This is a genomic window from Corallococcus silvisoli (assembly GCF_009909145.1).
Classification (GTDB): domain Bacteria; phylum Myxococcota; class Myxococcia; order Myxococcales; family Myxococcaceae; genus Corallococcus; species Corallococcus silvisoli.
Genome location: NZ_JAAAPJ010000001.1, coordinates 149,395 through 161,392 on the forward strand (window position 1 = coordinate 149,395; position 11,998 = coordinate 161,392).

General features: G+C 69.9%; 8 protein-coding genes. 4 read left to right on the forward strand and 4 right to left on the reverse strand.

The features are described 5' to 3' along the window. The first annotated feature begins 129 nt into the window (after nt 1–129). Nucleotides 130–1,128, forward strand: a complete 999-nt coding sequence (locus GTY96_RS00515) for a TFIIB-type zinc ribbon-containing protein (RefSeq protein WP_161663584.1) — start codon at nt 130–132, stop codon at nt 1,126–1,128. Between the two features lie 75 nt (nt 1,129–1,203). On the opposite strand, the gene GTY96_RS00520 is transcribed toward GTY96_RS00515, so the two are convergent. The 3 genes from GTY96_RS00520 to GTY96_RS00530 all read right to left on the reverse strand — a co-directional run bounded on the left by GTY96_RS00520 (nt 1,204) and on the right by GTY96_RS00530 (nt 3,687). Next, complete coding sequence (locus tag GTY96_RS00520) at nt 1,204–1,704, reverse strand: SRPBCC domain-containing protein (protein ID WP_161663585.1); 501 nt, start codon at nt 1,702–1,704, stop codon at nt 1,204–1,206. Between the two features lie 66 nt (nt 1,705–1,770). Then, the gene (locus tag GTY96_RS00525) at nt 1,771–2,130 is read right to left on the reverse strand and encodes an ArsR/SmtB family transcription factor (protein ID WP_143908037.1); all 360 of its coding nucleotides are present in this window, start codon (nt 2,128–2,130) and stop codon (nt 1,771–1,773) included. Between the two features lie 303 nt (nt 2,131–2,433). Continuing rightward, nucleotides 2,434–3,687 (reverse strand): hypothetical protein, encoded by a 1,254-nt coding sequence (locus tag GTY96_RS00530; RefSeq protein ID WP_161663586.1) that lies wholly within the window; start codon nt 3,685–3,687, stop codon nt 2,434–2,436. 136 nt (nt 3,688–3,823) lie between these two features. Here GTY96_RS00530 and GTY96_RS00535 point away from each other — a divergent pair, with 136 nt between their 5' ends. From GTY96_RS00535 to GTY96_RS00545, 3 genes are all read left to right on the forward strand, one after another. Beyond that, nucleotides 3,824–8,167: a DEAD/DEAH box helicase gene (locus GTY96_RS00535; protein ID WP_161663587.1), complete on the forward strand. Its 4,344-nt coding sequence runs from the start codon at nt 3,824–3,826 to the stop codon at nt 8,165–8,167. A 139-nt stretch (nt 8,168–8,306) separates the two neighbouring features. Next, nucleotides 8,307–8,723, forward strand: a complete 417-nt coding sequence (locus GTY96_RS00540) for a hypothetical protein (RefSeq protein WP_235685271.1) — start codon at nt 8,307–8,309, stop codon at nt 8,721–8,723. A gap of 313 nt (nt 8,724–9,036) precedes the next feature. Next, on the forward strand, nt 9,037–10,434 hold the full coding sequence (locus tag GTY96_RS00545; RefSeq protein WP_161663588.1) for an ammonium transporter: 1,398 nt from the start codon (nt 9,037–9,039) through the stop codon (nt 10,432–10,434). Nucleotides 10,435–10,535: 101 nt separating this feature from the next. On the opposite strand, the gene GTY96_RS00550 is transcribed toward GTY96_RS00545, so the two are convergent. Next, on the reverse strand, nt 10,536–11,996 hold the full coding sequence (locus GTY96_RS00550; RefSeq protein WP_161663589.1) for a glutamate synthase subunit beta: 1,461 nt from the start codon (nt 11,994–11,996) through the stop codon (nt 10,536–10,538). Nucleotides 11,997–11,998 lie beyond the last annotated feature (2 nt).

The window sequence follows — 11,998 nt, forward strand, 5'->3', positions numbered from 1 at the left end:
TCCCGTCCCGCGCGGCCACTTTCTCCCGGACGTTCCACGCTCGGACGCTTCGCTCGGACCCGGGTGGGGCGGCACCGTTGGACGCCGTGCTTTCTCCGGGGTGGATCCGCGTTTAGCCTGGGCCTCACCATGTCCCCTGGGCTCATCGGGCTCGCCGTCGCGGCCGCCGTGGCGCTGACACCGCTGACGCTCCGGGCGTGGCGCCGCGCATGGGCCCGGCGTCGCTGGCGGGCACTGGGCCCCATCCTGGAGCTGTCACCGTTCCCGGCGTCCACGCGCGTGCTGTTGGCCGGCCGCTACCGGGGCCATCCGGTGGAGGTGTCCCTGTCGCGCACGGGGGCCTCACGGCTGCGGCTCATGCTGGGGACGAAGCTGCCTCAGGAATTCGCGCTGCTCCCCCAGGGGCGGGGTCTGCGTTGGCGCGGGGCCTCGAAGGAGCGGGACATCCAGGTGGGCCAGCCCGCGCTGGACGCGGCGTTCCTCATCCAGGGCGCGAACCCAGCGGCGGTCATCCGGCTGCTGGGCGAACCCGGCGTCCGCGACGCGCTGATCCGGCTCCAGGCGCGCGGCGTTCCGTTCCAGCTCCAGGGGCAGGAGCTCATCGCGTCCCCCATGGGCTCGCTCTCCGAGGCGTCCGTCCGGGAGCTCCTGCGGGACCTCGCGGGGGTCGCTTCCGCGCTCCAGTCCACGGCGGAGCACCACCGCGCGCTGGCGGCGTCGGCGCGGGAAGCGGTCCAGGACAGCGCGCCTGCCACGGGGACGGTGCTGGCTCCGGCCGTCCGGAGGGACTTGGACTTCCAGCGGTTCGTCAGGATCCGCGAGGAGTTCAGCAGGCGGTGGGTGGTGCACAACACCCTGGTGATCGCGAGCGGTGTCGTGGGGCTGCTGGGCGGGGGCCTCTGGCTCGTCCTGCGGCGCGGGCCTCCTCCGGAAGGGTGGGACCTGGCGGGGGTCCCCTTCGCCGCGGCCTTCACCTTCGCCAGCCTGACCTACATGTTCAGCGCGTATTTCCAACTGCTGTGTCCGGGATGCGGGAACGACCTGCACGACTACGACAACACGGACTCGGACGGAGCCCCCAACCTGTCGCTGGACCGCTGTCCGCACTGTGACGTCGTGCTGCGGTGAGCCGTCGCTCCAGCCTGGACCAAGGTTCGTCCTTGGGGGCGGAATCGAACCCCGCCCGACCCATTCGTGAGCGCGCTACCCCAGCTCGGCGTCCAACTGCTGGTAGCAGGCCTCCATGCCCTGGTCCATGCCGGACGCGAGCGCGCCATCACGGGCCACTTTCGTGTCGTACGTTTGCGTGATGCGCATCGTGGTGACGCTGCCTTCCTCGGCGAACTCGTGCTTCTCCAGCAGCGAGCCGATCTCCTGACCCGACCCCAGCGCCATCGTTTCGGTGTGAATGGCCCGTTCGTGCAGGACGACCTCCGTGAATTTGCCCCGGAGCGTCATGGCCGGGTCGGCCTCGTCGCTCTTCCAGGCCATGTCGAGCGCGCCGCCCACGCGAGGCTCGCATTGGCAGGTGGTCAGGGCATAGCCCGGCGGAGGAAGCATCCAACGGCGCATCTTGTCCGGAGTGAACATGGCCTCCCACACCAGGCGACGAGGCGCGTTGAACGCGCGGATGAGGATGATGGTGGTGTCCGTGGGCGTGGAGATGTGCAGGCTTTTGGGGGAGGTGGCGGGGATGGGGCTCATGAGCTGGTCCTTGTGACTGACAGTTGGAAAGTGAGAGCGGCCGCGGCGAGGCGGCGGTGAAAACGCTCAGCGGCGACGAGCCCGCGATTGCTCGTCGGAGCTCATCTCATCGAGCAGCGAGTCCAGCGCCTCGAACCGAGCCTCCCAGCTCCGGCGGAACGACTCGGTCCAGAGCATCGCCTCCTTCAGCGGCGCGGCCTCCAACCGGCAGAAATGCTGCCGCCCGGCGACGCGGCGACGGACGAGCTTGGCGTGCTCCAGCACGCGCACGTGCTTGGTCGCCGCCGGGAAAGTCATTTTGAGGGGTGCGGCAAGCTCGCTGAGGTTGCGCTCCCCGCCCGACAGTTGGCGGATGATCGCGCGCCGAGCGGGGTGGGCCAGGGCGTGAAAAACGACGTCCAGCCGGGGCGAGAGATCTGAAACCATGTGGTTTACTATGCCAACTGGTTTCACGAGATCAACCGCGTAGAGCGCATGTAGAGCGCATAAGGAAGGATAGGGGCAGTGTTGAAGGGAACGGGCGAGAGCAGGGAGGCAGGGGAGGGCTGCTGACGAGTGCCGAGTGCCACGCCGATGCGTCCATCACGCGGTCCTCATCCACCGCATCCTCGACAGCGCCTCGGTCCCCTCCGGACTGCTCGCAATCGCCAGCGCTCCGCCAGTCCATCCCTGCACCGCAACGGCCTCGGGTTCATCGCCTGAGGCTGTTCGAGAGCCACGATCGTTGGTTTAGCGCTCCAGCAGTGCCTGCTCGCGCTCGTTCGACTGGAGCCAGGAGGAAGGGCGCTCCTGGATCTCGGCGATGAAGGGCGGGCGCGAGTTCAGCTCCCAGCGCAACTGGAGCGTCGTCCACTGGGCGTCGGACTGGAGGTCGTATTCCCAGTGCTCGAACGCGCGCTCCACGTCGTCGGAGAACTCGGTCACGTGATGGATGAGGTCCGGTGCTCCCACCCGTTGGAGGACTTCCCAGGCCGACATCGTCTTCTCCAGGGTCGCTGCCCGCTCGCGCCGGTCCGGCAGGCACTCTGGGACCGTGTACCGTTCATTCTTCGCGTCGAGGAAGGAATAGGCCGCGAAGCCTCGGGGCTGGACCCCCAGCCGCCGGAGGGACTGCTGGACGATGGGGCGGAAGGTCTGCTCCTCCAGGGACGCCTCGCGAAACACGGAGCTGCGCGAGACGCTGCTCCAATCCTCCACGGCTTCCCACTGCTGGAGCAGCGGCAGGCACGCGTGGATGCGGTGCGCTCCCACCAGTACGACGGCGCCCACCACCCGGTCGAGGTCCTTCCGCAGCTCGCTGGAGACCTCCTTCCGCGGAGCGGTGAATGACTTCGACAGGTGCGCTTGAACCTCCTGGAGCCGCTCCGTCAGCATCGCCAGCAGCGCGGTCGCATCGCGCTGCTCCGCGGCATCCCATTCACGCGCCCGGACATCCGCCTCCGGGAGGATGGCTGCGTGGGTGAGGTCGAGCACCAGCCGCTGCCCTCGGTGTGTCCGCCAGATGAAGAAGTCCGTCTCGGCGTCGCGGAAGAAGTAGGGCCACGCATGCTTCGACCAGAACAGCCCCGCGGTCGTGGACGTGGCGTGGTCTGCCCGCCACGCATCGCGTCCCACCTTCCCTGCCCTGGGACCGAGGATGTCCACCCGAAGCACGTCGCGCCCCGACGGAGACACGGCGATGAGCTGGGGGCCGTGGGTCCGGAGGATGGACCAGCCCGTGTCCGAGACGAACAACTGGTGCGGACTGCTCTCGTTCCACTGCTGCCACCGCTCCCAGACAAGGCGAGGCTCGGCGCTCCCGGGCATGTGTTCGAGCAGCTGGAAGCGGAACTCGTTCTGGAACGCGGTGCGCCTGCCCCACCACCAGGAAGCCTTCCGCCCGCCGCGTCGGAGGATCGTCCCGTTGTGGGGCGAGCGGGCCGTCAGGATGAAGCGCCCGCTGGGCGAGTGGGTCTCCAGGTCGGAGAAGAAGACTCGGGTCATCCGGATGAGGCTATCGCGCCGCGTCCCTTGGCACAGACCCCCGTCTGGAGGGCGGCCCAGGCCGCGGGAGGGAGGCACCGGGCGTACGTTGACGACGCGCTGTACCTGTGTTCAGGCTGGCCTCTGGGAGCCCGCCATGTCCCCTCAAATCCACCTCGACTTCGCGTCCGAGTTCGCGGCCCATCCGGCGCTCGCCGCCTTCCACCCGGTGGTGCGGCGCTGGTTCGCCTCGCGCCTGGGTGAGCCCACCCGTCCGCAGGTGGAGGGCTGGCCGCTCATCCACGCAGGACACGACGTGCTCATCGCCGCGCCCACGGGCAGCGGCAAGACGCTCACGGCGTTCCTCGCCGCGCTGGACTCGCTGTTCCGTCTGGCGCTCGAGGGCACGCTGCCCGACCACACGCAGGTCCTCTACGTGTCGCCGCTCAAGGCGCTGGGCAACGACGTGCAGAAGAACCTCCTCCAGCCGCTGGAGGAGCTGATGACGCTGGCGCGCGAGGAGGGCTACTCGCCCCAGCCGCTGCGCGTGCAGGTGCGCACCGGGGACACGCCCGCGGGCGAGCGCGCGCAGATGGTGCGCCGCCCGCCGCACATCCTCATCACCACGCCGGAGTCGCTCTACCTCTACCTCACCGCGGACCGCGCCCGGGCCACCCTGCGCAACGTGCGCACGGTCATCGTGGACGAAATCCACGCGCTCGCCCGCGACAAGCGCGGCAGCCACTTCACCCTGTCGATGGAGCGGCTGAAGGCCCTCACCGACGTGCGGCCCCAGCTGCTGGGGTTGTCCGCGACGCAGAAGCCGCTGGACGCCATCGCGGGCTTCCTCACGGGCGCGTCGCTCACGGAGTGCAAGCGCGTGGAGGTGGGCCACCAGCGCCCGTGGGACCTGAAGGTGGAGATCCCGGACGCGGAGCTGTCCTCGCTCGCGAGCCACGAGATGTGGGGACAGGTCTATGACCGCCTCATCCAGCTCTCCGGCGAGCACCGCACCACGCTCATCTTCGTCAACACGCGCAAGATGTCGGAGCGCGTGGCGCACGACCTGGGGGAGCGCCTGGGCCAGGAGTGGGTGGCCGCGCACCACGGCAGCATGTCGCGAGAGATGCGCCTGTCGGCCGAGGAGCGGCTGAAGGCGGGCCAGCTGCGCGTGATGGTGGCCACCGCGTCGCTGGAGCTGGGCATCGACGTGGGCAACGTGGACCTGGTGGTGCAGCTGGGCACGACGAAGGCCATCTCCGTGCTGCTCCAGCGCGTGGGCCGTGCGGGCCACCACAAGGCGGGCATCTCCAAGGGCATCCTCTTCGCGATGACGCGCGACGAGCTGGTGGAGTGCGTCGCGCTCCTCAACGCCGTGCGTGAAGGCGACCTGGACGCGGTCCGCATCCCGAAGAAGCCGCTGGACGTGCTGGCGCAGCAGATCGTCGCCGCGTGCGCGTGCGAGGAGTGGGACGAGCGCGCCCTCTTCAGCATCTTCCAGCGCGCGTACCCGTACCAGGACCTCACCTGGGAGGAGTACCAGCAGGTGCTGGAGATGCTGTCGGAGGGCGTGGCCGAGCGCCGGGGTCGCGGCAGCATCCACCTGCACCGCGACCGGGTGAACCAGCGGCTCAAGGGGCGCCGGGGCGTGCGCATCACGGCGCTCACCAACGGCGGCGCCATTCCGGACACGTTCAGCTTCAGCGTCACCGCGCAGCCGGAGGGCAAGGTGGTGGGGACGCTGGACGAGGACTTCGCGGTGGAGTCCTCGCCCGGGGACATCTTCCTGTTGGGCAGCACCGCGTGGCGCATCCAGCGGGTGATGGGCAGCACGGTGATGGTGGAGGACGCGAGGGGGGCTCCGCCCAACGTGCCCTTCTGGCGCGGTGAGGCGCCGGGGCGCACGGATGAGCTGAGCCTCCAGGTGGGGCGCCTGCGCGAGGAGCTGCTGCGCCACGACGACCCCGCGGGCTTCCTGGAGAAGCTGCTCCGGGTGCCGCCGCCGGCGGTGGACGCGCTGTTGGGCTACCTGCGGTTGGGGAAGAAGATGCTGGGCGACGTGGTGCCCAGCCACACGCAGATCGTCGCCGAGCGCTTCTTCGACGAAGCGGGCGGCATGCAGCTCATCATCCACGCGCCGTTTGGCAGTCGCATCAACCGCGCGTGGGGCATGGCGCTGCGCAAGCGGTTCTGTCGCTCGTTCGACTTCGAGTTGCAGGCGGCGGCCACGGAGGACGGCATCCTCCTGAGCCTGGGGGAGCAGCACTCGTTCCCGCTGGCGGACATCTTCGACTTCCTGCACCCGGACAACGTGGAGGAGGTGCTGGTGCAGGCCATCCTCCAGGCGCCCATCTTCGGCACGCGCTTCCGGTGGGTGGCGTCGCGGGCGTTGACGCTGCACCGGATGATGGGGGGCAAGCGCGTGGCGCCGAACCTCCAGCGCGCGCGCAGCGAGGACCTGCTGGCGGCGGTGTTCCCCGCGCAGGTGGGCTGCCAGGACAACCACGGCGGCGGGGACGTGGAGCTGCCGGATCACCCGCTGGTGAAGCAGACGATGGACGACTGTCTGCGCGAGGCGATGGACATCGACGGCCTGCGGGAGGTGCTCCGGCGCATGCGGGACGGGAGCATCCAGCTGGTCGCGCGGGACGTCCCGGAGCCGAGCGTCTTCGCGCACGCGCTCATCAACAGCCAGCCATACACCTTCCTGGACGACGCGCCGGCCGAGGAGCGCCGCGTGCGCAACGTGGCCTTGCGCCGCGCGATGCCGGCGGAGGACGCGGCGGCGTTCGGAGCGCTGGACGCGAACGCCATCCGGCAGGTGGTGGAGGACGCGGCGCCGCCGATGCGCGACGAGGATGAGCTGCACGACGCGCTGTTGCAGCTGGTGCTGGTGCGGGCGTCGGAGGTGCCGCGAGGTCTGGAGACGGGCCTGTTCGCGCAGGGCCGGGTGGCGTGGCTGGAGCGGCAGGGGGCGCGGTTCCTGGTGTCGGCGGAGCGGGGCAACGCGGTGCGGGTGCTCTTCCCGGACGTGGAGACGCAGCCGGTGTTGCCGGTGCTGGCGCATGACCGGCCGGTGGAGCGCGAGGCGGCGGTGCTCCAGGTGGTGCGTGGGCGGATGGAGATGGTGGGGCCCACGACGGTGACGGAGCTGGCGCGGCTGACGTTGTTGGATCCGGACGACATCAACGTGGCGCTGCACGCGTTGGAGAGTCAGGGCAGCGTGCTCCGAGGCCAGTTCCGCGCACAGGACGACGTCCCGGTGCCGAGGGACGCGGACGGCGGCCCGGTGTTGGAGTGGTGTGACCGGCGGCTGCTCCAGCGCATCCACCGGCTGACGGTGGGGCGGCTGCGCCGAGAGATTGAACCGCTGAGTCCGCAGGACTTCATGCGCTTCCTGTTCCGGTGGCACCACTTGGAGGACGTGGACGCGCTGCGAGGGTCCACGGGCCTGCTCAAGGCGGTGCGGCTGCTGCAGGGCTACGAGGCGCCAGCCTCCGCGTGGGAGCGCTTCCTGTTGCCCGCGCGCATGAGCGGGTACACGCCGGACCTGATGGAGCGCGCGTGCTACGCGGGCGAGGTGGCGTGGGGGCGGGTGACGCTGAAGGATCCGCCGAAGCCTCCGGGGCCGCGCCGGGGAGCACCGGTGGAGGCGCCGGAGCCGGTCGTGGCGAAGCGGGCGTCGCCCACGCGCAACGCGCCGCTGACGTTCACGGTGCGGGAGGACCTGGAGTGGATGTTGGCGGCGGCGCGTCCGCACACGGTGCTGGCGGACGGGGGCGTGTGGATGCCGCCGGACCTGAGCGCGGCGGCGAAGGACGTGGTGGGGGTGTTGGAGCGGCGGGGCGCGTGCTTCTTCCAGGACCTGGTGTCGCGGGCGCGGCGGTTGCCGGCGGAGGTGGAGGACGCGCTGTGGGAGTTGGTGGCGAAGGGGCTGGTGACGGCGGACGCGGTGCAGAACCTGCGCATCCTGCAGAGCCCGGCGCACCGCAAGCGGCAGAAGCTGCTCAACCGGGGAGGGCCGGGCCGCTGGAGCCTGCTGGCGCCGTCGGAGCCGAAGTCGCAGGAGGAGGTCACGGAGGCGCTGGCGAAGCTGTTCCTCCAGCGCTACGGCATCGTCTGGCGCGACCTGGTGATGCGCGAGTCGTTGGCGCCGACGTGGCGGGAGCTGCTGTTCGTGTACCGGCGCATGGAGGCGCGAGGTGAGCTGCGAGGGGGACGCTTCGTGTCGGGCTTCGTGGGGGAGCAGTTCGCGCTGCCGGAGGCCGTGGACATGGCGCGGGCGGTGCGGCGCGCGCCTCCGTCCGGGGTGCGCGTCCAGCTGTCCGGAGTGGATCCGTTGAACCTCACGGGCGTGGTGACACCGGGGCCGCGAGTGGCCGCGCTGCCGAACAACGTCGTCACCTACGTGGACGGGATTCCGCAGGGCGTGGACGCGGTGGAGGACGCGCCGGAGAACGAGGACGCGGAAGTCGACGCGGCGCTCGCGCAGGTGAACTGAACCCCTGCTCTGGAATCGAATGGTGGGAAGTGGATCCCTATTGGGAAGGCCTCTGGGGCGGCAGGGGATTTCACCTTCGACCTGTTCGAGGGGCAGTCATGGTTGCCGTAGTCGTTCAATGGGAGATCGCGCGATGAGGATGGCCGCGCTTGCTGCGTTGCTCTGCATTTCCCTGACCGGGTGTTCGCTGCTCGGGTATCACAAGGCGAAGAAGGCCTCGTGGGCTCCTCCTGAAGAAGCTGCCGCCGTGGTGTTCCCGAATTCATTCAAGGAGGGAGCCCATTTGAGTGGCCCCATGATGGCCGCGCTCGAAGTGGCGATGAATGAATTCCTGCCGCCCGGAGCGGAACTCAAGACCCAGGACCCCGACAAGCGCATGGCGGAATGTCTCTCCAGGAGGAGCACCTTCGACACCCATGTCCTCCAGGCTGGGAACGATCTGTTCTTTGTGTGGTTCTCCCCGGACACGTCACGCTGCGGCCTGAGCGAGCCCATCCTGGATGGAGGCGCCGTCTACGCGATCGACGGACAGGGAAGGATCTTGGACCGGAGATAGTGGGTACAGGGGGCAAGAGGGTTCGGTTGGACAGCTTCGTTCCGCGCCTGCTGGTCTTCGGACCGGTCCTGGATCCCTCCTGCACTTGCGCCAGACCTCTGAAGGGTGCGGCCATGCTCCGACCGTCTAGGGGCGGCATGAACCCCAGGGAGCCACCTGGGGCTTGCCTGGGGGGCTGCTCCAGAGGATCCAGGATATGTGCTCAATTATCGAAGATTTAAGATTAATCCGTTCGGATTAGATCCATGTAGATTGAAAATAGTCCATGTCGGATCCATACTGCATTGCGTCAGCTCTTCGGAGGGGTGCGTCGATGCAGAAGTGGATGGCGATGGTCCTGCTGGTGGCGGTGGCGGTGGCGGGACTGGTGGTGGCCCCGGCGGCGCAGGTGAAGCAGGGCGGTCCCATCAACGCGGCGGACACGGCGTGGCTGCTCACGGCCACGGCGCTGGTGCTGCTGATGACGCCCGGCCTGTCGTTCTTCTACGGCGGCATGGTGCGTCTGAAGAACGTGGTCTCCACGCTGATGCAGAGCTTCATCGCGATGGCCGTCATCAGCCTGCTGTGGGTCGTCGTCGGCTTCAGCCTGTGCTTCGGCGACAGCTTCCACGGCCTCATTGGTGACCCGCGGACCTTCTTCATGTTCAGCGGCGTGGGCGGTGAGACCCACCCGGACCTGGCGCCCACGGTGCCGCTGCTGCTCTTCGCGCTCTTCCAGCTCAAGTTCGCCATCATCACCCCGGCGCTCATCACGGGCGCGTTCGCGGAGCGCGTGCGCTTCAAGGCGTACCTGCTCTTCATGGTGCTCTTCAGCCTCTTCATCTACGCGCCCCTGGCCCACTGGACGTGGCACCCGGATGGCTTCCTGCGGCAGTGGGGTGTGCTCGACTTCGCGGGAGGCACCGTGGTGCACATGTCCGCGGGGCTCGCGGCGCTCGCGGGCGCCATCGTCCTGGGCCGCCGTCAGGTGCACCTGACGCACGCCACGCACGCGCCCGCCAACGTGCCCTTCGTGATGCTGGGCACGGGCATGCTGTGGTTCGGCTGGTTCGGCTTCAACGCCGGCTCCGCGCTGTCCGCCTCGTCGCTGGCCACGCTCGCCTTCGCCACCACCAACACCGCCTCCGCCGCCGCGATGCTCGGGTGGATCGCCTTCGACTGGCTGCGCGGCCGCAAGCCCAGCGCCATGGGCGCCTGCGTGGGCGCGGTGGTGGGACTGGTCGCCGTCACGCCCGCCGCGGGCTTCATCACCGTGGGGCAGAGCATCCTCGTGGGCCTCGTCGCCAGCTTCGTCAGCAACGCCGCCGTGCACTTCAAGAGCCGCACCGCGCTGGATGACACGCTGGACGTCTTCCCGTGCCACGGCCTGGGCGGCATGGTGGGGATGCTCCTCACCGGCGTGCTGGCGAAGGACGTGGGCCTCATCCACGGCAACCCCCGCACCTTCCTCATGCACCTGCTGGCGCTGGTCGTCGTCTCCGTCTTCTCCTTCGTGGGCTCGTACATCCTCTACAAGCTCGTCGACCGCATCGTCCCGCTGCGCGTCACCCGCGAACAGGAGGAGGAGGGCCTGGACCTGAGCCAGCACGGAGAGACCGTGGGCGAGGTCCCCACCGCGGCGCTGTCCGCACCGCCGCCCGCCGCGACCCCGTCCACCCCGACGGCCTCCACGCCGGAGCACGCCCCTCCTTCCGACCCCGTGCCCGCGTAGCCGGCCGGTCCGAATATCGCTGAAACACAGAAGGCTCCCTCGCCTCACGGCGGGGGAGCCTTCTTCCTTTCAGGCCTCAAGCCCCCGAAGGAGCGCCGCCTTCAGAACGCGCAGTCCTGTCCGCGCGTGGGCAGCGCAGACGCGGTGCCCGCCAGCCACGTGTCCAGTGCGCGCGCCGCCTCTCGGCCATCCGCGAGCGCCCAGACGATGAGGCTCGCGCCCCGGCTCGCGTCGCCCGCGCAGTAGACGCCCGGCGCGGAGGTGGCGAACTTCGCGTCCACCCGCACCGTGCCGCGCGGTGACAGCGCCACGCCCAGCTCCTCCTCCAGGCGGTCCGTCTGGGGCCCGGTGAAGCCCATGGCCAACACCAGCAGGTCCACGTCGAACACCTGCTCGGACCCCGGCACCTCCACCAGCTTCGGCACGCCGCCCGGCTCGCGCAGCACCTCCACCTGGATCGCGTGCAGCCGCTTCAGCTGGCCGTCCTGGCCCTCCAGCCGCTTGGTGAGCAGCGCGAAGGCACGCTCGCCGCCTTCCTCCTGGCTGGACGACGTGCGGAACACCAGCGGCCAGCGCGGCCACGGGTTCTCCTTCGCGCGCACCGACGGCGGCGCGGGCAGCAGCTCCACCTGCATCACGCTCGCGGCGTCCTGGCGCAGCGCCGTGCCCAGGCAGTCCGAGCCCGTGTCGCCGCCGCCCAGGATGATGATCCGCTTGCCCTTCGCGTCCAGGCGCGCGTCCGTCGCCGCGCCCGCGGTGACGACCCGGTTCTGGTGCTCCAGGTACTCCATCGCCTGCACCACGCCGGACAGCTCGCGGCCCGGCACGTCCAGCTCCCGTGCCTTCCGGGCGCCCATGGCCAGCACCACGCCGTCGTACTGCTCGCGCAGCGCGCGGTAGCCCGGCGTCACGGCCACGTCCTCGCCCGTGCGGAAGACGATGCCCTCCGCCTCCATCAGCGCGATCCTCCGGTCCAGCACCGACTTCTCCAGCTTGAAGTCCGGGATGCCGTAGCGCAGCAGGCCCCCCACTCGGGCGTCCTTCTCGTACACCGTCACGGCGTGCCCGGCCGCGTTGAGCTGCGCCGCCGCCGCGAGCCCCGCGGGCCCGGAGCCCACCACGGCCACGCGCTTGCCCGTGCGCCGCGCCGGAGGCCGGGCCTTCACCCACCCCTCCGCGAAGGCGCGCTCTGAAATCTCCTTCTCCAGCTGCTCGATGGTCACCGCGTCCCGGTCGATGGCCAGCACGCACGCGGCCTCGCACGGCGCGGGGCACAGCCGTCCGGTGAACTCCGGGAAGGAGTTGGTGCGGCTGAGCACCTGGTACGCCTCCTTCCACTGGCCCCGGTACACCGCGTCGTTGAAGTCCGGGATGAGGTTCCCCAGGGGACAGCCCTGGTGACAGAAGGGGACGCCACAGTCCATGCAGCGCCCCGCCTGCCGCTTCGCTTCTTCTGGCGCCAGCGGCAGGTGCAGCTCGCGCCAGTCCTCCAGGCGCTCCGCCTTGTCCCGCTTGGGTGCGGGGACGCGCGGCCACTCGACGAAACCCGTGGGCTTGCCCATGG

Excerpts from the sequence above, each read along its gene's own strand:
- GTY96_RS00540 (WP_235685271.1), top strand. The coding sequence starts at position 8,307 with ATGGCCGCGCTTGCTGCGTTGCTCTGCATTTCCCTGACCGGGTGTTCG.
- GTY96_RS00525 (WP_143908037.1), bottom strand. The coding sequence starts at position 2,130 with ATGGTTTCAGATCTCTCGCCCCGGCTGGACGTCGTTTTTCACGCCCTG.
- GTY96_RS00515 (WP_161663584.1), top strand. The coding sequence starts at position 130 with ATGTCCCCTGGGCTCATCGGGCTCGCCGTCGCGGCCGCCGTGGCGCTG.
- GTY96_RS00535 (WP_161663587.1), top strand. The coding sequence starts at position 3,824 with ATGTCCCCTCAAATCCACCTCGACTTCGCGTCCGAGTTCGCGGCCCAT.
- GTY96_RS00550 (WP_161663589.1), bottom strand. The coding sequence starts at position 11,996 with ATGGGCAAGCCCACGGGTTTCGTCGAGTGGCCGCGCGTCCCCGCACCC.
- GTY96_RS00530 (WP_161663586.1), bottom strand. The coding sequence starts at position 3,687 with ATGACCCGAGTCTTCTTCTCCGACCTGGAGACCCACTCGCCCAGCGGG.
- GTY96_RS00545 (WP_161663588.1), top strand. The coding sequence starts at position 9,037 with ATGCAGAAGTGGATGGCGATGGTCCTGCTGGTGGCGGTGGCGGTGGCG.
- GTY96_RS00520 (WP_161663585.1), bottom strand. The coding sequence starts at position 1,704 with ATGAGCCCCATCCCCGCCACCTCCCCCAAAAGCCTGCACATCTCCACG.